Origin of the sequence: Bradyrhizobium sp. SK17 (genome assembly GCF_002831585.1) — a bacterium.
Lineage (GTDB): Bacteria > Pseudomonadota > Alphaproteobacteria > Rhizobiales > Xanthobacteraceae > Bradyrhizobium.
On sequence record NZ_CP025113.1, the window covers coordinates 3514270 to 3534850 of the forward strand.

The 20581-nt window shown below is 66.1% G+C and carries 8 protein-coding genes; all 8 read left to right on the forward strand.

Annotated elements, in window-relative coordinates; all coding sequences use genetic code 11:
* The first annotated feature begins 186 nt into the window (after nt 1-186).
* The 8 genes from CWS35_RS40400 to CWS35_RS16370 are packed head-to-tail and all read left to right on the forward strand — an operon-like array spanning nt 187 to nt 20527.
* Nucleotides 187-1152 carry a condensation domain-containing protein gene (locus tag CWS35_RS40400; protein WP_100952527.1) on the forward strand — a complete coding sequence of 322 codons (966 nt, stop codon included), beginning with the start codon at nt 187-189 and terminating at the stop codon, nt 1150-1152.
* A complete protein-coding gene (locus tag CWS35_RS16340; protein ID WP_256387941.1) occupies nt 1044-9812 on the forward strand; it encodes a non-ribosomal peptide synthetase in 8769 nt (2922 codons plus the stop codon). Before CWS35_RS40400 ends, CWS35_RS16340 begins: the two co-directional genes overlap by 109 nt.
* Complete coding sequence (locus tag CWS35_RS16345; protein WP_100952529.1) at nt 9809-15265, forward strand: non-ribosomal peptide synthetase; 5457 nt, start codon at nt 9809-9811, stop codon at nt 15263-15265. Before CWS35_RS16340 ends, CWS35_RS16345 begins: the two co-directional genes overlap by 4 nt.
* Nucleotides 15262-16383, forward strand: a complete 1122-nt coding sequence (locus CWS35_RS16350) for a saccharopine dehydrogenase NADP-binding domain-containing protein (RefSeq protein ID WP_210202802.1) — start codon at nt 15262-15264, stop codon at nt 16381-16383. The genes CWS35_RS16345 and CWS35_RS16350 overlap by 4 nt, the downstream gene beginning before the upstream one ends.
* Nucleotides 16380-17462, forward strand: coding sequence for a Gfo/Idh/MocA family oxidoreductase (locus tag CWS35_RS16355; protein WP_100952530.1), 1083 nt, complete (start codon nt 16380-16382; stop codon nt 17460-17462). The genes CWS35_RS16350 and CWS35_RS16355 overlap by 4 nt, the downstream gene beginning before the upstream one ends.
* Nucleotides 17459-18214 carry a thioesterase II family protein gene (locus CWS35_RS16360; protein WP_024580690.1) on the forward strand — a complete coding sequence of 252 codons (756 nt, stop codon included), beginning with the start codon at nt 17459-17461 and terminating at the stop codon, nt 18212-18214. The genes CWS35_RS16355 and CWS35_RS16360 overlap by 4 nt, the downstream gene beginning before the upstream one ends.
* Nucleotides 18211-18915, forward strand: a complete 705-nt coding sequence (locus tag CWS35_RS16365; RefSeq protein ID WP_100952531.1) for a trans-aconitate 2-methyltransferase — start codon at nt 18211-18213, stop codon at nt 18913-18915. Before CWS35_RS16360 ends, CWS35_RS16365 begins: the two co-directional genes overlap by 4 nt.
* On the forward strand, nt 18908-20527 hold the full coding sequence (locus CWS35_RS16370) for a (2,3-dihydroxybenzoyl)adenylate synthase (RefSeq protein ID WP_100952532.1): 1620 nt from the start codon (nt 18908-18910) through the stop codon (nt 20525-20527). Before CWS35_RS16365 ends, CWS35_RS16370 begins: the two co-directional genes overlap by 8 nt.
* Nucleotides 20528-20581 lie beyond the last annotated feature (54 nt).

The following is a 20581-nucleotide window of genomic DNA, read 5'->3' on the forward strand; positions in this document are numbered from 1 at the left end:
CGATACCGAGGCCACACCGAGCCCCTACCGTCGATCGACGGAACGATGCCTCGGGGCCATTGCGGAACGGGCCCGTAGTTGCATGAGCAACGTCCACCTGAAAATCGTGCTCGAACGTTCGGCGACGACTTGGCGGGTCTGCATTCGCGCTTACTCGGCGGGATCGAAAGCACTGGAGACAATGTGATGCGTGGACATGCGGATATTCTGGTCAAGACACTGTCCGGATTGCTTGAGGTTCCCGCCGACCGGCTCGATGATGAGAGCGATCTGCTCTGTCTCGGGCTTGACTCGGTGCGTACCATGCGCGCCGCGAGCTTATTGCGGCGAGCCGGCATCGCTGTGAGATTCTCTGCACTGATAGGCAAGCGGACGCTGGCGGATTGGCGCCGTGAGTTGTCGGCTCTGTCCGCGCTTCCGACCCAGCCGCCGACGGGCGAGCCGGCCGAGCAGACCGGCAGCTTCGAGCTTGCCACCATGCAGCATGCTTTCTGGATCGGGCGCGGCGACGCTCAGCAATTCGGGGGCGTCACCGCGCATTTCTATGCTGAGCTGGACGGCGAGGGTCTGGATCCGGAACGAGTGGCCCGGGCGGTCGATGCCCTGGTCCAGCGCCATCCGATGCTGCGCATGCAGGTGGCGCCCGAAGGACGCCAGCGCGTGCTGGCGTCTCCGGGCCTTCCGGTGTTTCGCGTGCATGACCTGCGTGGGCTTGATGATTGCGAGTGCGCCCGGCAGCTCGAAGGCATGCGGCAGCGCTATTCACACCAGCGGCTTCGCGTCGAGCAGGGCGAGGTGATCATGATCGCGTTGTCGCGCCTGCCCGATGGTGGAGCGCGACTACATATCGATCTCGACATGATCGCGGGCGACGCCGTGAGCCTGCGCATCATCCTGCGGGAGCTCGCGTTCTTCTATCGACGGCCGGGCGATATTTTGCCGCAGCTGGACCTCAGCTATGAGCAGTACCTCCAGCAAGCCGCGGGCAGCGCGCCGTCGAGCGTGAGCAGGCCCGGGCCTGGTGGCGGGCGCAGCTGGACGATCTGGCGCCGCCGCCCACGTTGCCGCTGCGAAGCACGACCGATAGCGCGACCCCGCCGCGGGTCGTGCGCCATCATCATTGGCTCGACCCGCACGCCAGCAGTCTCCTGAACCAGCTGTGCCGGCAAAACGGGGTGACCGTCACCGCGGCAATGACGACGCTGTTTGCGCAGACCGTCGGTCTTTGGAGCGGGGGCGATCCGTTCCTGCTCAATCTGCCGGTGTTTTCCCGGCAGGGCGACCACCCGGACGTCGATAGCCTGGTGGGCGACTTCTCCAGTTCGGTGCTGATCAACGCTTGCCCGGATCGGCGTCCGTTCCTGGAACAGATCAGGGCGCAACAGCGGAGCCTGCATGAGGCCGTTGCACACGCGGAGTATGGTGGCGTTGAGGTGCTGCGCGACCTCGCCCGCCGCCAGCAAGGGCAGCAAGTGTTGGCGCCGGTGGTGTTCACCAGTGCGCTGGCGCTGGGAGATCTCTATGAACCCTCGGTGCGGGAGCAGTTCGGCGAACCGGTGTGGTCGATATCACAAGGACCGCAAGTCTGGCTCGACGCTCAGATTACGGAGTACAGCGGCGGGATCTTGCTGAACTGGGACGTCCGCGACGACGTTTTCATCGAAGGTGTCGTGGCCGCGATGTTCGCCTACTTCCGGGCGCAAATTGACCGGCTGCTTGAGGCCCCTGAAGCCTGGCATCTCCCGTTGCAGGAGCTTGCACCCGTTGCGCCGATCGAGCCGCAGCAGGTCCGTCGGCCGCCGGCGCCGGAGCCATTGTTCGCACGCTTCTTCGCGCAGGCCGCACACGCGCCCGACGCCGTCGCGCTGCTGTGGGGCGATGGCGATGCCATGAGCTACGGTGAACTCGCCGAACGGGCGCTGCGCGTCGCCGCATTCCTGCATGCGAACGATGTGCGGCCCGGCGATTCGGTCGCGATCACGATGCCGAAGGGATGGCAGCAGATTGCTGCGGCGCTCGGCGTGCTGGCGGCCGGCTGCACCTATGTGCCATGCGGGATCGACCTGCCACAGTTGCGACGCGATCAGATCTATCAGAGTGCGGACGTGCGGCTGGTGCTGGTCGCGACAAGTGGGCATGCGTCGGCGGTGCGGCCGGTCCACCAGTTTGCTGATGTTCTGCAATTCGCTCCCCTGGCGGGGCCGGTCGAAGTTCCGGTCGAGCAGGCGATGTACGTCATTTTCACGTCCGGCTCGACCGGCGTTCCCAAAGGCGTGGAGGTCTCACATCGCGCGGTGGCCAATACCATCGACGCCGTCAACCGCCGCTTCGGCGTCAACGCGAGCGATCGCACGCTGACGCTGTCCGAACTCGACTTCGATCTGTCGGCCTACGACATCTTTGCCTTCCTGGCCTATGGTGGCAGTGTCGTCGTGGTAGACGAGATGCAGCGGCGCGATGCCCGCGCCTGGCTGCAACTGATCCGGCAGCGCCATGTCAACGTGATCAGCTGCGTGCCGGCCCTGCTCGACATGCTGCTGATGGCCAACGGGGGTGAACCCTTGGCCGGCTTGCGTCTCGTGATGCTGGGTGGCGATCGGATCTTGCCCGACCTGGCACAACAATGGTGGCGGGTCACGAACGACGCTCCGTTCGTCGGGCTCGGAGGCATGACCGAGGCGGCGATCCATTCGACCTGTCATCAGCTCGATCCCGACGAGGTCGGCTGGAGTGTGGTGCCTTATGGGCATCCCCTCGACAACATGTCCTGCCGTGTCGTCGATCGTCACGGCCGCGATTGCCCGGTCGGGGTCGCAGGCGAGTTGTGGGTCAGCGGCCCCGGAGTTGCGATCGGATATCGCGGGGATCCCGAACGGACCGCTGACAAGTTCGTCACCTACGGGGGACGGCGCTGGTATCGCAGCGGCGATCATGTGCGCTACCGAAAGGACGCCATCATCGAGTTTCTCGGACGTGCGGACAATCAGGTCAAGATCCGCGGCCATCGGATCGAGCTCGGCGAGGTCGAGGCGGTGTTGTCGCTTCACCCGGCGGTCGAGCAAGTCCTCGTCGTTGTGGTCGCACCGGTGGCGCGCCAGCTCAGCGCGTTGGTGGTTCTACGAAGCGACATCGATATCGCTGAGCTACGCCAATGGGCTGCGGCCAGGCTGCCGAAATATGCCGTACCGGAACACTATCAGCAGGTGCCGCAGTTTCCGCTGACCGCCAACGGCAAAATCGACCGAAAGAACCTCATCCAGCAGGCCGAACGGAAGCTTCGATCCGAAGCGCATCCGCGACGGGCGCCGGTCGGCGAGATCGAGCGGCTGGTCAGCGGCGTCTGGCAATCGTTGTTGGCAACGCCTGATGTCGGTCGCGACGACAACTTCTTCGTTCTCGGCGGCGACAGCCTGATCGCAACGCGGCTGATGGCGGAACTGCGTCGGCGAGGGCTGGACGGGCAATTGGCGGATCTGTTCGCGAAGCCGGAACTCGCCGCGTTCTGCGCCACGTTGCAACGGCGAGCGGGTGCCAAGGAGACCGTCATTCATGCCGATCCGGCGCAACGCTTCCAGCCATTCGCGCTGACGGACATCCAGCGAGCGTTCTGGATCGGGCGTTCGCCGCAAATGCCGCTCGGTGGGGTCGGCTCGCATTTCTATATCGAGCTCGACGGAACGAATCTCGACATCAAGCGGCTGGAAAGCTGCTGGCGAACCTTGGTCGGCCGTCACGACATGCTGCGCGCCGTGGTGACGGAGCAGGGCCAGCAGCGCGTACTGGAAACCGTTCCTGCCTACAAGATTCGTCAGCATCAACTGTCCGCGGAAGCTGCGGAGACGCGACTCGAGGAGTTGCGGCATGCGCTATCGCATGCGTGTTACGACGTCACTCAATGGCCGTTGTTCGACGTCCAGGTTGCGGAATATCCGGTCGGCGAACAAATCCGTTCGCGGATTTTCGTCAGCCTCGACAGTCTGATGCTGGACGGACGCAGCATCATGGTCCTGTTCACCGAATGGGACCAGCTGTACAGCAACGGCAGAACCGTGGAGTTGGCCTCGAAGCTCCGCTTCCGTGACTACGTCGCTCAGCACCGACCGGATCCGCAGCGCGTCGATCGCGCACAGCGCTTCTGGCAGGCGCGGATCGCCGAGCTGCCGGAGGCGCCGGCGCTGCCGCTGCGGGCGGCGCCGGAAACGCTCCGACAGCCGCGATTTCGACGTCTCAGCGAGACGCTGGATGCATCCTGCTGGCAACGCTTCAGGCAGCGTGCCCGGCAGCATGGCGTCACGCCAAGCGTCGCGCTGGCGGCGGCCTATGGCGAGGTGCTCGGCTATTGGAGCAATCAACCGTCGGTGGCGATCAACCTGACACTGTTTGATCGTCCCCGCTGCCACGATGAAATCGACCGCGTCGTCGGTGATTTCGCGTCGATCCTGTTGCTCGGCTATGAGGCCAGCGGGGGCATGAATTTCGTCGACGCTGCGCTGCGGCTGCAGCGCCAGGAAGGCGAGGGGCTCTCGCACCGGGATGTGTCGGGCGTGTGGGTGCTGCGCGAACTGGCGCGATGCAAGGGCGAGCCGATGGCCACGATGCCCGTGGTCTTCACCAGCGTGCTCGGCCTGCCAAACGATGCCTCGCTCGATCTGTCGCCGACCTTTCCGCGCCAGGTCTATGCCCTGACGCAGACGCCGCAGGTCTGGCTCGATGCCAAGGTTTCGGAATCTCGCGACTGTCTCGTGCTTGATTGGGACGGCGTCGACGAACTCTTCGCGCCTGGTGTTCTTGATGACATGTTTGCCGCCTATGTCGGGCTGGTCCGGCGGCTGGCGGACGAACATTGGGCTCATCCGGTGCTGCTTGCGCCGCCGGCTGCGCACCAGGAAATCCGACATGACGTCAACAGCACGGTCCATGTCTGGCCCGATACCCGGCCGTTGTATTTGAGGTTCTTTGCCCAGGCGGAGCAGACGCCCGCGGCGCCTGCGCTGATCTGCGCCGATCGGATGATCGACTATCAAACCTTGGCCGACCAGGCGCTGCGGGTCGCGGGCTATCTCGCTGCGTACGGCATCAAGCCGGGAGACCGCGTGGCGATCACTCATGCCAAGGGCGCCGACCAAGTGGTCGCAGTGCTCGGCGTCTTGGCGGCGGGCGGGTGCTATGTGCCATCCGGCATTGATCTGCCGATGGCGCGCCGGGAGATCGTGTACGGCTCAGCCGGCGTCCGCCTGGTGCTGACGGATGACGTTAGTCGCGAGCGGCTGGACTGGCCGGTCGCAACGCCTGTGGTGCCGCTTTCCGTGGCGTTGGGCGGACCGGCTTTACCGGCGGCGGTCGTGCAGCCGCCCGAAGCGATCAAATATATCATCTTCACCTCGGGCTCGACCGGTGTGCCGAAAGGCGTCGAGGTCAGCCACGCCGCCGTGGCCAACACGATCGATGCCGTCGACCGGTTGTTCGCCATCCGCCCTGAAGACCGGACCATCGCGCTCTCGGCACTCGATTTCGATCTATCGGCCTATGACTTGTTTGCGTTTCTCAGCCTCGGTGCTTCCGTTGTGATGATCTCGGAGGCGGAGCGCCGCGACGCCGCAGCCTGGGTCACGCTCATCAACCGGTGGGAAGTCACGGTGATCAGCGCGGTGCCGGCGCTGGTCGAGATGATCACGATAGCCGCCGACCGGGTCGGCCTTCCGGCGGGACTTCGTCTCGTGATGGTCGGCGGTGATCGCGTGGTACGGTCGCTGCCGGACGGACTATGGCGCCGTGCGCCGCAAGCGCGTTTCGCGGCGCTGGGCGGCATGACGGAAGCCGCCATCCATTCGACATGTCACGAGGTGACGCGGCAGGATCCGCAATGGGCCTGTGCGCCCTACGGCCGCCCGCTGGCGAATATGCGTTGCCGGGTGGTGGACGGCTTCGGGCGCGATTGCCCGAACTGGGTCAAGGGCGAACTATGGGTCGCAGGCGCCGGTGTGGCGCAAGGCTATCACGGCGATGCGGCCCGGACACAAGAGAAGTTCGTCGAACGGGATGGCGAGCGCTGGTACCGCACCGGTGACGTTGCGCGCTATCATCCGGCCGGCATTCTTGAATTCCTGGGCCGCGCCGACAATCAGGTAAAAATCCGTGGGCATCGTATCGAACTCGCTGAAGTGGAGGGCGCCCTGGTCGGCCATCCGCAGATCGATGCGGCTGCGGCGGTGTTGCTGAAAGGGGCCGCCGCCAAGCTCGGCGCTGCCGTCATCGCCACGGAGTCGCTCGATCTGGCGAAGGTCAGGACCGCATTGCAGGCGACTCTCCCGGACTATGAAGTGCCGGAGTATCTGCTCCAGCTCGAGCGCTTTCCGCTCACGGCCAATGGCAAGATCGATCGTGGGGCCATTGCCGCTCAGCTCGCCGTGGTCGCTGCGGGCGGCGGCGGAGCGCAACGGCGGCGCCCCACCGGAATCGTCGAGGGATTGGTCGCCGATCTCTGGTCCGAATTGCTGGGGCACGCCGAAGTCGGAGCGGACGACAACTTTTTCGCGCTCGGTGGCGACAGCCTGATCGCGACCCGCCTGATGACGCGCTTGCAGGGACGGGGCTATCGCGGTGCGCTGGCAGCACTGTTCACGCAACCGCAGCTCGGCGATTTCGCGGCGACCCTGGTGGCCGATCAGCGGCCGGCGGCATCCGCGATTGTCGCCGACCCCGCATCGCGCCATCTGCCGTTTCCGTTGACCGATGTGCAGCAGGCCTACTGGCTGGGGCGGCGCGAAGACTTCGAACTGGGCGGCATCGCTGCCCAATGCTACGTCGAGTATGACCTGGAGAACCTCGACGTCGCCCGGCTCGAGCAGGCGTGGTCGACGCTCGTCGAGCGGCACGACATGTTGCGTTGTGTCATCGACGACAGTGGCCGGCAGCGCGTGCTGCCGCCCAAACCCGGCAGCCACATTCATCTCCACGATCTGCATGCCGTGGCCGACCAGCCTGCCGAGCTTGCATCGCTGCGCGACCAACTGTCCCGCCAGACGAGGGACATTGCGACCGGCGGCCTGGTCGACATTCATGTGATCCGTCATGGCGAAGGGCGGAGCCGACTTGCCGTGCTGTTCGACAATCTCGTGGTGGACGGCTTGAGCATGCTGACGCTACTCACGGAATTGTTCCAGCTTTATGATCGGCCGGATCAGGTGTTGCCGACGATCGGCATTGGTTTCCGCGACTACGTCTGCGCGCGCGCGCGGACCGGGGTGTCCGAGCGGGCCCTCGGGTACTGGCGCGAGCGTCTCGCGGCCCTGCCGCCGGCGCCGGCGTTGCCGACCCGGGCGGACCCGTCGACGCTGTCGCGGCCACGCTTCGCTCGCGCGGAGGCGCGGCTTGCGCCCGAGCTGTGGTCGCGGCTGACCGGAAAAGCGCGAGACGCCGGTATCACGCCGTCGGTGATGCTGCTGACCTGCTTCAGCGAAATCCTGAGCCGCTGGAGCGGACAGTCCGAACTGGTGGTCAATTTGACGCTGTTCGATCGTCCTGAACTCCACCCGGACATCAATCGTGTGGTCGGCGACTTCACGTCCCTGATCCTGGCGGCCTATCGGGCCGAAACCGGAGAAAGTTGGCTGGCGCGCGCGGAACGCCTGCAAGCGCAGATCTGGCGGGATCTCGATCACCAGGAAGTCTCTGCCGTACGCGTGCTTCGCGAACTCGCGGGTCGCAACGGCGCCGAGGTCCGGCCGGTGCCAGTGGTGTTCACCAGCATGCTGGGTGTCTCCGATACGCTTGCCAAGGCGACCCGCTGGCCCGACTTCACCAGTTCGCAGACCCCGCAAGTGTGGCTCGATCATCAGGCGATCGATCTCGCCGACGGGCTGCTGTTGAGCTGGGACTACGTCGAAGAGCTGTTCCCTGAGGGCATGGTCGCGGACATGTTCGACAGCTATCTCGCACTGCTGCATCAACTGATCGACGCCGACTGGCGGCAACCGTTCCAGCGCGCGTTGCCCGCGCGGCAGCGCGCGGAGCGTGATCGCGTCAACGCCACCGCAGCTCGGTCGCCGGCCGAAGCGTTGCACGCGGCGTTCTTCCGGCAGGCCGAGGTGATGCCGGAACGTCGGGCGTTATGGACGCAGCAGAGCGGCGAGATCAGCTATGGCGCGCTGGCGCGCCAGACCTTGAGTATTGCGGCCTATCTGCAACGCCAGGGCGTCCGGCCGGGCGACAACGTTGGAATCAGCTGCCGGCGCGGCGCCGGCCAGGTTGCTGCGGTGCTGGGTGTGCTGGCGGCGGGCGCTGCGTATGTTCCGATCAATCCCGCGCATCCGCTTCGGCGGCAGGCGTTGATGTGTACAAAGGCCGGCATCCCGTTCGTGCTCGCCGATCACGCGCCGGCGCTTCCGCCGTCGATAAGGCTCGGCGTGCTGTCGGAGGCGCTCGATACCGCGCCGCTGGCACAGCCCTGCGGACCGGCGGGCGCCGATGCGTTGGCCTACATCATCTTCACCTCGGGTTCGACCGGAGAGCCGAAGGGCGTCGAGATCGAGCATCGCAGCGCCGTCAACACGGTTGACGACATCTGTCAACGATTCGCAGTCGACACGCAGGATGTTGTTCTCGGCGTATCGGCGCTCGACTTCGATCTTTCGGTTTTCGATCTGTTCGGCACGCTCGGACGCGGCGCGACGCTGGTGCTGACCGCGGATGACGAGCGGCGTGATGCCGATCGCTGGCTGGAGCTGATGGCCGAGCACGGCATCACGCTGTGGAACAGCGTGCCGGCGTTGTTGGAGATGACGCTGACGATGGCTGCGGCGCGCAAGATCGCGCTCCCGGCATTGCGTCTGGCGCTATTGTCGGGAGACTGGGTTGCGCCCGATATTGCTGCCCGGCTTGCCGCCACAGCGCCGCAAGCGCAGGTCATCGCCATGGGTGGCGCAACCGAGGCGTCGATCTGGTCGAATGCGTGGCCGGTTGGTACGCCGCCGCTCGATGGTTGGGGGTCGGTGCCGTACGGTCTGCCGTTGCGCAACCAGGCCTTCCGTGTGGTCGACGCGCTGGGCGACGATGCGCCCGATTGGGTGCCTGGCGAGTTGTGGATCGGCGGCGCGGGGGTCGCGCGCGGTTACTGCGGCGCGCCGGATCTCACCGCGGCGCAATTCAGCGGCAGCCATCCGCAGCGCTGGTATCGCACCGGCGATCTCGGGCGCTACCGCCCCGATGGCGTGCTGGAGTTTCTCGGCCGTCGCGACGGCCAGATCAAGCTGCACGGGCATCGCATCGAGCTTGGCGAGATCGAGCAGGTCCTGCAACAGCACGACAGGGTCCGCCGCGCGGTTGCCGTCGTCGACGGCAAGGGCGAGGCTGCGCGCCTGCTGGCGTTCGTCGAGTTGCACGTGGCATCCGATTGCGCCGGCCTGCGGGACTTTCTGCGCGAGCGCCTTCCTGCCTATGCCGTTCCGGCGGAGATCGTGCCGCTGACGGCCTGGCCGCTGAATGCCAACGGCAAGATCGATCGCCGCCGCCTCGCCGAGCTTCGCCCGCAACGACCCGAACAAGCGCTGCCGGTTGACGACGCCCGTGAGCAGGAGATCGCGCGGCTCTGGCACGAACTGCTGGAAGTCAGACCGCGTGCACGCACCGACAGTTTCTTCGCGCTGGGCGGCAACTCGCTGCTCGGTACGCGTCTGGTCGCGCGGCTCTCCGAATCCTACGGCATCAAACTGACGCTGCGCGAGTTCTTTGCCGACGCCACGCTCGCTGGTCTGTCGACATCGATCGCCGGCCACCTGGCCGCGGCGGCGCGCATGGAGGAAGGATCACTATGAACATCATCAATCTGGTCGAAGAGGTCGAGGCGCTCGGCGTCGAACTCTCCTACGAGGGCGATCAGCTGCGCTTCCGCGCTCCGCAGGGCGTCATGACGTCCGAGCTGAAGCAGCGGTTGAGCACCAACAAGTCGGCTATCCTGCAACATCTTTCCGAAGACGACGCTACGAGCGAACTCGTCGTGGATGAAGCCGGACGCCATCAGCCGTTTCCGCTGACCGAAGCGCAGAGTGCCTACCTTCTCGGCCGACATCGGGCATTTGAGTATGGCGGCGTGTCGTGCCGCGGCTATCTGGAGATCGCCTATCCCGCGCCGACGTCTCCGCAAGCGTTGGACCAGGCCTGGCAGCAACTGGTCCGCCGTCATGACGTACTGCGTGTCACGATTGAGGATGAGGGCTATCAGCAGGTCCTGAAGGACGTCGAGCCCCGCCCGATACCGGTCGACGATCTCACCGGCCAGAGCGATACGCAGATCGAGCGGCACATCGAGCACCTGCGCGAGCGGATGCTGTCGGAGCCGGTCAATTATGCCCGCTGGCCGCTGTTCGACGTCCATCTCTGCCGTTGCCCGGGCCAGACCGTGTTGCTGCTGGCGATCGAATTGATCCTGGTCGATGCCGCAAGCCTCTATCTGCTGATCGATGACCTCAACCGGCTGGTGTCCGGCGCCGAGCTGCCGCCGGTGCCTGCCGTGAGCTTCCGCGACTATGTCATCGCGCGTCGCGCGCAGCGTCAGGGCCGGCGCTATCGGCGCGACCGCAACTACTGGCTTACGCGCCTGGACGCGTTGCCGCCCGCACCGGAATTGCCGATGGCCGCCGCCTTGCCGCTCGCGGCTGCCACCGACAGCGGCCGTTTCAGCCGTCGCGCGTTTCGATTGTCGATGGCGCAAAGCGAACACCTGAATGCATCGGCTGCGGCGCGTGGCACCACGCTCAATGCGCTGATGCTGGGTGCGTTCGCCGAGGTGCTCGGGGCATGGAGCCGGACCCGCCGCTTCACGCTCAATCTGCCGATTTTCCGCCGCGAGCCGCTGCATCCCGAGATCGACGCCGTGATCGGGGATTTTACGTCGGTGACGCTGCTCGAGATCGATCTCGATGCCGCAAAGAGCTTTGGCGACCGCGTGCAGGCGATCGGCCGTCAGCTATTCGACGATCTCGACCATGCCGGATTCTCCGGGCTCGAGGTGCTCGGCGAGCTGAGCCGTCGGCGCGGCACGGCGGTACTGATGCCGGTCGTATTCACCAGCACGGCGGGTGGAGCCCCAGCGCGGCGCGGGCAGCCGGACGGCTACCGCATCCTTCGCGGCTTGACGCAGACGCCGCAGGTCAGCCTCGATTGCCAGATCACCGAGCAGCCCGATGGCTTGCTGGTCGCATGGGACGTGCGGGACGGCCTGTTTCCGCCTGATATCATTGACCAGATGTTCGCGGCGTTCCGCGGCCTGGTCGAGCGGCTTGCGGACAATGCTGCCGCTGTCCTCGAGCAGGCGCAGCTGGTCGCGCTGCCCGAAGCGCAGGCGGCGGTGCGGCGAGTGGTCAATGCGACGGCGTGGCAGCACACCGATGCGTTGTTGCATCGGGCGCTGGTGATGCAGGCGGAGCAGCATCCTGAACGGCCTGCGCTCTATGACAATTGTGGTTGCGTCACCTATAACGAGTGGTTGGCTGCGGCTCAGGCGCTGGCCGCGGGGCTTGCCGCTGAGGGCTGCCGTCCCGGCGAGCGGATCGCCATCTTGTGCGCGAAGGGACGAATGCAGGCCATCGCGCCGCTGGCGGTGTTGCTGTGCGGTGGCTGCTATGTTCCGATTGACGTCGATCAACCGATCGCGCGACGCAACGCCATTCTGGGCGATGCCGGCATTCGCCTCGCGATTGCCGATCCCGAATGCGAATTGCCTCCGGCTATCGTCGCGGTGCAGCGGGACCGTAATCGCACAGAACCGTTGATGTTGCCGGCCGTGTCGCCGGAAGCGCCCGCCTATGTCATCTACACCTCCGGCTCCACGGGGACGCCGAAAGGCGTGGTGGTTTCCCACGCGGCCGCCTGGAACACGGTCGCGGACATCAACCAACGCTTTGGTGTCACCGCAGACGACCGCGTGCTGGCGCTTGCCAGTCTCGGTTTCGATCTATCGGTTTATGATCTGTTTGGGATTCCCGCTGGCGGCGGGGCGCTGGTCTATCCCGATGAGGCGCGCAAGACCGATCCATCGCACTGGGCGCAACTCGTCGCGCAGCACCGCGTGACGCTATGGAACACGGTGCCGGCGCAGCTACAGATGCTGTGCGATGCGGCGGACGGCGGCGCCCCGGCGCCGTCGCATTTGCGGTTGGCGCTGGTGTCCGGCGATTGGGTTCCGCTCGATCTCAAGCAGCGGCTGGAACGGCATAGCCCTGCGGCGCGGCTCATCAGCCTGGGCGGCGCAACCGAGGCCGCGATCTGGTCGATCTATCATCCGGTCACGGTGATCGACGCACACTGGTCCAGCATCCCTTACGGCCGCCCGCTGGCCAACCAGCGCATGCATGTCGTTGACAGCCATTTGCGCGAACGGCCGGACTGGGTAGTGGGACAGATTGCGATCGGCGGCCGCGGCCTTGCGCTGGGCTATCTCAACGATCCCGACAAGACCGCGCGGCAGTTCGTCACCCGTGACGACGGCGAGCGGTTGTATCTGACCGGCGACCTCGGCCGCTATTGGCCCGATGGCACGATCGAGTTCCTCGGCCGGCAGGACGCGCAGGTCAAAATTCGCGGCCACCGGGTCGAGCTCGGTGAGATCGCCGGCGTGTTGCGGACGCATCCCGCGGTCGGCGACGCCCAGGTGTTGCTGAGTGCGGAGGGCAGCGGGAAGCTGCTCTGTGCGTTTGTCGAGGCGCGACAGGACGATCAGCCGCTGGCCGATGTCGTGGTTGAAAGGCTGCATCAATGCGCGGTTGCGATCGAGCATGAGATCGATGGCGATGCCTTTGCGGCGCTGATGCACGGGGCCGACCGCGTGGCGATCCTGGCCATGGCCGCGCGTTTGCGGGGCGACGGCCTGTTCGCGACACCGCAGGCGCGGCATGACCTCGCGCAGATCTACCAGGCGACCGGCGTGGCGGCGGTGCATCAGCGGCTGCTGCGCCGTTGGCTCGACGGTCTGCTCGATGCGGGCGCGCTGTCGTGCGATGACGGGCAGTACCATGGCTTGATCGCCGCCGATGACGCCACGGTTCGCAATCTCTGGGCCGAAGTCGATGACCTCGAGCGCAAGGCCGGATATGGCAGCCAGACCCTGCACTACATCCGAGTGTGCAGCGATCAATTGTCCGGTCTGTTGCGCGGCGAAGTCGATGTGCGCGCCATCTTGTTTCCTCAGGGCGAACTGGGGACCGCGCACGCGGCCTACCGCGACAACCTCGTCAGCCGGAGCATGAACGGCATGGTGGTCGCCACCGTGCGGGCTCTGGCCGAATCTCGGAAGACGCGCAATGGGGCGCCGCTGCGGGTGCTTGAGGTAGGCGCCGGGGTTGCCGGCACCGCCAGTGATCTGGTCCCGGCGCTCGCGGAGTTTACCCCGGAGTACTGGTTCACCGACCTGTCGGAGTTCTTCCTCACCGAAGCGCGCCGGCTGTTCGCGGGCTATCCCTGGATGCACTACGGCATCTTCGACATGAACGAAGATGCACGCCCGCAGGGCATCGCGCCCAACAGCTTCGACGTCATTCTCTGCGCCAACGTGCTGCACAATGCCCGGCATGCCGGTGAGGTGCTGCGCCAGTTCGCGACGCTGCTGGCGCCAGGCGGCTGCGTGGTGTTCATCGAACCGTTCCGGCGACACAATTACCCGCTGCTGGTGTCGATGGAGTTCTTTCCGGAGCTGACCGGATTCCGCGACTTGCGGGCCGATACCGACCAGACCTTCTTCACGCGCGAGCAGTGGCTGACCTGGTTGCGGGAGACGGGCGCGGTGATCGCCGATTGCGCGCCGGCAGCCGATAGCAACCTCGCTACCGCCGGGCAGGGCGTTTTCGTCGCCCAGTTCAAGACCGACCGGTCGCTGCTGCGCGCCGACGAGCTGCGTGATTTTCTCCGCGAGCGGCTGCCCGGTTACATGGTCCCCGCCCAAGTGCAGGTGCTCGACGCATTGCCGCGGCTGCGCAGCGGCAAGAGCGACCGCGCGGCGTTGCTTGGCCTGGTCCAGCCGGAGCGGAAGCGGACCGGCTCCGCCGGGGTGTCCGGCGCGGCACCGCGCGACGCGCTGGAGCAGCAGATCGCGAATGTCTGGGGAGATGTGCTGGGCGTGACGCAGCCCGCCTGCGATGTCGATTTCTATGCGCTGGGCGGCGATTCATTGCTGCTGTCGCGCATGATCGCGCGGCTGCGCCAGCAACTGCCGGCGGCAGCCGAGTTGGAGTGGGAGGTGTTGCTGAGGCACCTGCTGCGCGAACCGACGATCCGCGCGCTGGCGGAGCGGTTGCGCCATACGCCGCGCGAACAGCAGGCCGTTGCGGAAGTGCGTTCGGCTCTGGTCCCGCTGTGGGGAGATCAGGCGCCGGGAGGCCGCTGCTGCGTGTTCGTGCATGCCGGCACCGGCAATCTGTTGCCCTACCAGCATCTGCTGCAAGCGCTCGACAGGACGGCATGGCCGCGCGGGATCGGTGTGGAATTGCCGCAGCAGGAGGCATTCACGGACCTGCCGCCGGACCGCGCATTGACCAGACTGGCCGCGCGCTACGCCGTCGAACTGGCGGGGCAGGGCGATGAGTTCACGCTGATTGGCTACTGCCTCGGTGGCTTGCTGGCGGCCGAGATCGCCCGAATGCTGACGGAGCAGGGCAAGACGGTAACCGAACTGGTCGCGATCAGTGCCTACCAGCCGCCGCATGTGGAGGCGGATGCATTGGTCGACTACATCTTCGCCCGCGCGCTCGGCGCATCGCCACAACGCTTGGCGATGCCGGAGGAGCCGTCACTTGCGGCGGCGGTGCGTGAGATCCTGCAAGCCCAGCCCGGCCGGATCGCCCGGCATGCATTCGACCAGCTCGATGACAGGCATTGCGGGGTCAGGGACAGTTTCGCGGCGTGGTCATCGCGGCCGTTGGACCAACGTCTGGCGCAGCTCAGCGCGGGCGGACAGGCCGACGGCATCTATCATCAGCCTGATGGCGCCGATCTCTCGTTTGCGCGGCAGCACGCATTGTTCGGCCACAGCATGGCCTCGGTCGGTCTGCATCGCCCCGACGCCTGGCTTGGCCGCACGGTTCTGTTGCGCAACAGCGCCAGCGATCCACTGTTGCCCGGCACGCCACAGGACGTCGCGGGCTATTGGCGGGATATCTGTCTGGGCGATCTCGTCATCGACGACATTGCCGGCGATCACTTCAGTTGTCTGTCGCGGGCCCATGCATCGAAGTTGGCGGCGCTGATCGCGCAGCATACCCAGCGTGCGGGCGCATGATGCGCAGCGCACCGATCGGGATCCTGGGGGCGAGCGGCCAGGTCGGCCATCATGTGGTCGGCTGGCTGCGGCGCGAGACTGTCGGACCGTTGCGTCTCGGCGGGCGCCGGCGGACCGCCCTCGAGGCGCTACGGCAGTATGCGAACGACGACATCCGTTCGTTGGACTTGAACGACGATCGCGCACTGGCGGAATTTTGCCGCGGCTGCCGGGTGGTGGTGAACTGCGCCGGGCCCTCATATCAGGTGCTCGACCGGGTGGCGCGTGCCGCGGCCGCCGAGGGCGCGCATTACGTTGATGTTTCCGGCGACGGACCGGCGCATGCGTTGCTCCGCGATCACATGCCCGCCGATCCCGGTTGGATCGCAATATTGTCGGCCGGCATGCTGCCCGGACTGGCGAATCTGGTGCCGGCGTGGCTGAGCGATCAGACCGGAGGCGCATTGACGGTCTATGGCGGCGGTGTCGAAAGGATCGGCGGCGCGGCCGCCGCCGATCTGGTGCTGTCATTGCGACCGCAGGACGCCGTGGCGATCGACGGCTACTGGTACGGCGAAGCCGGGGCGAGTTGGGAACTCGGCCGACGTCAAAGCCGCAGCCTTGCGGCGCAGGAAGACGTGCGACTCGATTTCTTTCCGGGCAGGACTGCGATGCTGCCGTATCTCAGCGCCGATGCCGAGCGCCTGGCCATGCGACGCAAGTTCACCACACTGCGCTGGTTCAACGTGTTCAGCGGGCAGCGGCTGCGCGAAACCCTGATCGGTCTGCGCGGCACGAGCGGGGCGCTGAGCGCGGCGGTGCGCGATGTCGAGCGGGCCAGCGAACTCGATGTGCTCGGCATGCGGCCGTACTATGCGATGGTGTTCGTGATCGAACAATCGCAGCAGCCGACCCGGCGAGCCGCCATCGTCACCGACAGCAGCCTGGCGTTGACGGCGGCGACGGCGGTCGCAGCGCTGTGCGCGCTGCTTCGCGGCGAGATTCCGCCTGGCCTGCATTTTGCCGACGATGTGCTGTCGCCGGAGCGCACGCTGGACGACGTGCTGCGTCTGCATCCGGGGACGCGCATCAGTCGTCACACCCTGAGCCAAGCCGAGCTCGAGGAGGGAGCGCTGTGAGCCCCCGGCGACGTGCCATCGTATGCGGGACGAGCTTCGGCCGCTTCTATCTGCAAGCGCTCGCGCAGCATCCGCAGATCGAGCTCGCCGGCGTGCTGTCGACCGGCTCGCGGGCATCCGCCGAATGCGCGGAGCAGTACAAGATCGCGCACTACACCGTGTTGTCCGAATTGCCCTCGGATATCGATCTCGCCTGTGTCGTTGTGCGCGCCGGTGTGTCGGGAGGTCCAGGCGGCGACGTGAGCGAAGCGCTGCTCACCCGCGGCATCCACGTGCTACAGGAGCATCCGCTGCATCCGGCGGAGCTCGCGCGCTGTCTGCGCAGCGCGCACCGCCATGGCGTGCGCTATGGTGTCAATGCGTTCTACCCGACCGTGGCACCGATCGCCCGTTTTATTCAGGCCGCCGAGCTGTTGCGCCGCCACGGGGCGCCGCGGTTCATCGACGGCAGTTGCGGCGCCCAGGTGCTGTATCCGCTGCTCGACGTTGCGGCGCGGGCGGTCGGACGGCTTCGCCCATCGGCGTTGCTGCCGTTCGAGCCTCGCCGGTGTGGTCCCTATACCAGCCTCCACGGTGATATCGGCGGGGTGCCGTGTACGCTGCGCGTGCAAAATCAGATTCATCCGGCGGATGCCGACAATCACGCTCTGCTGTTGCATCGCCTGACGCTGGGATTCGACACAGGCATTCTCGCGCTCGCCGATACCCACGGTCCGGTGATCTGGAGTCCGCGTCTGCATACCCATCGCGATGACACCCACCGGCTGGTCTTGCGCGGGTCCGGAACCGAACGGCTCGCTGTGCCGTCGAGCGAACTGCTCGTGGGCACCGAGCCCGGCACGTTTCGCGATGTGTTCGATGTGCTGTGGCCGCAGGCCATCAATCGGGCGGTGAGCAAGTTCATCGCGTCCTGGGGTGATCCGTCCGCCGCGGCGCGGTCGGCGCAATGGGCGAGCGGACTGACCGCTTTTTGGCATGACGTGTCCACGGCGCTGGGCTCACCCGAATTGATCTACCCGGACGCGCCGCCGCCGCTCGACCTGGCTGCGCTTCTTCCAGGCATTGGAGAAAACCCGTGACGTGGACCGATGGATATCTGCGTTTCTACCAGCCGCGGCCGCAGGCCTCGCGGCTGCTGATCTGCTTCCCCCATGCCGGCGGTGGCGCCAGCGCGTTCCGCAGCTGGCCGTTCCTGCTGGACGACGACACCGACGTCGCCATCGCGCAATATCCGGGCCGCGAGGATCGCTTCGGCGAACCGCGCGTCGAGGATATGGACACCCTGCTCGACGAGCTTCTGAACGAAGCGCTGGCGCATGTCGAGCGCCGTCCGTTCTGTCTTCTTGGTCACAGCATGGGCGGTGCCGTCGCCCATGAACTGGCGATGCGTCTGACCTCGCGCGGAGCCCGCCCTCGTCGTCTGGTCGTGTCGGGCCGGCAGCCACCCAGTCATCATCCGCTGGACAGCACCATTCACCAGAGCACCGATTCGGAATTGCTGGCCGAGTTGTTGCGCCTCAGTCCGGACAATGAGGCGCTGGCGCAGGAGCCGGAGCTTGCGGCGTTGCTGCTTCCGGTCGTGCGCGGCGACTATCGCCTGATCGAACGCTATCGCCCCGGCACCTGTCCGCCACTCGATTGTCCGATCACCGTGCTTGCTGGTGAACAGGATCCGGAGCTGAGCCGCGAGGCGGCGCATGCCTGGTCGGCTTACACGCGCGGCAATTGCCGCGTGCATTTTTTCCCGGGTGACCATTTTTTTATCGCCAGCCAACGTGCGCAGGTCGTGGCGACGGTGCGCCGGGCAATGCTCGACGAGGAGTTGACATGAGCGACTACTATTCGCCGGTTGCGGAGTTCTACGATCTGGTCGCGCGCACGCATGGCGAGGGCGAACTGAAGCTCCGCGAGAGATTGCGGTTACTCGATCCGGCCGGTGGTCCGGTTCTCGATATCGGCGCCGGCACCGGGCGCACGACGCTGGCGGTCGCAGAAACCGTGCCGGATGTCGAGATCCTGGCGGTCGAGCCAGCGCCGGCGATGCGGGCGATGCTGATGAACATGGTCGTCCGCGATCCCGCACTCTCGCGCCGCGTCACGGTCATTGCAGAGCCGGTGGAAAATTTGACGCTCCCCGAGCGTCTCGGCGCCGTGATCGCCTATGGCGTTCTGGGCCACCTCGATTTCGAGGCTCGCCAGAGGCTGTGGCGAAGCTTGCTTCCGCGGCTTTCGAGCGGCGCGCCGATCTTCGTCGAGTTGCTGCCGATCGAGAAGCCGATGCAGTTGCCGACATTGCCGCTGGCGAGCGCGACGATCGGCCGCCGCAGCTACACTGCAACCCTCGACGGCGAGCCTGGCGAGGGCGACATCATGCGCTTGACATCAACCTGGGTGACCACCGGCGGACCCAGCCCTCCACAGACAATCCGCAACACCAGCATCTGGCACACATTCGGGCTGGACGATCTCGCCCGGGAGACCGGGCTCCGGGCCGAGCGGCTCAGCCAGCAGGCGGGAGTTCTCTATGTCTGACGCGACAAGCCCCTTGCGAACCGTGCTGCTGCCCGACATGCGCTATCCGGACGCCGTGCGCGCCCGCTATCGACAACGCGGATACTGGGACGAAGAGACTTTACCCGATATCGTTCGGGCTTGGGCAATCCGCCATGGCGGGCGAACGGCGCTCCTGACGGCGCGCGACGATTGGGATTTCACCACGTTGGTCGCGCGCGCCGACCGGTTCGGGCGCCATCTGGCGGGCCGCGGGGTCGTCGCGGGCGAAGCGGTCGTGTTGCAGCATCACAACGATACGGACTTCGTCGTCGCGCTGCTGGCGCTGCTTCTGCTCGGGGCCGTGCCTGTGTTGGCACTGCCGGCGCACCAGCAGCGCGAGGTGACGCATGTGGCTGAACTCGCAACGGCGGTCGGCTATCTTGGCACCGAGCAGGCGGGCATCGACACAGCGGTATTGCGGTCCGCGGTGTCGAGCCTTCGCTTCTCGCTGCTGGGATCGCCGAATCGGCGGTTTGCGGATTGGCCGGACGATGGGACGGGTCCATTGCCGCGGCCCGTTGTATCTCCGGAAGACGTGGCGCTGCTCCTGCTGTCCGGCGGCACGACCGGCATGCCGAAATTGATTGCTCGCACCCACGCCGATTACATCTACAATTTCCGCGCCAGTGCGGAGCTCTGTGCGGTCACCGCCGAGGACCGCTATCTGGCGGCGTTGCCGATGGCGCACAATTTCCCGCTGGGATGTCCCGGGATTCTCGGTACGCTGGATCGGGGCGGCGCTGTCATCGTACCGCCTAGTTCGGCGGCGGAGGAGGCGTTCGAGAGCATCGCGGGTCACCGTGCGACACTGACGGCGCTGGTGCCCTCGCTGGCCGCACTCTGGCTGGAGGCGTCCGAATGGGAACAGCCCGATCTGTCCTCTTTGCGCCTGTTGCAGGTCGGCGGCGCCAAGCTCGATGCCGTCGCCGCCGATCGGCTGGCGTCTGCATTTCCCTGCCGTCTCCAGCAGGTGTTCGGCATGGCCGAAGGTTTGCTGAATTTCACGCGGCTGGACGATGCGCCCGAGGTGATCGCCGCGACCCAGGGACGGCCGCTATGCGACGCTGACGAGGTGCGGATCGTTGATGAGCGCGGGCGGGATGTGCCGGCCGGCGAGATCGGCGAGCTCCTGGTCCGCGGCCCCTATACGATCCGCGGATACTATCGGGCGGCGGATTACAATCGCCATGCCTTCACGTCGGATGGATTCTATCGCAGCGGGGATCGCGTGCGGCGTTTGGCCAGCGGTCACCTGATCGTCGAAGGACGGATCAAGGATGTCATCAACCGGCACGGTGAATCGATCGCGGCGGATGAAATCGAGACCTGTTTGCGCGATCATCCCGCGGTTCGCGATGCCGCGGTGTTCGCCGACCCGCAGGCCGGGCATGACGAGGCCGTTCATGCCGTTGTCATCTGCGACGATAGGGATCTCACCCTGAACGATATCCGCGCATTCTTCACGCGCCAACGGGTCGCGGCCTACAAATGGCCCGACAAGCTGTCGCATGTCGAGCGGTTCCCGCTCACGCCAATCGGGAAAGTCGACAAGCGGCAGCTGGCGACAATCCTTCGGGAATCGGTGACGTGACATCGCCCGGATGTGTGTTGCCGCTTCGGCGGTCGTGAACCGCCATGATGCGGG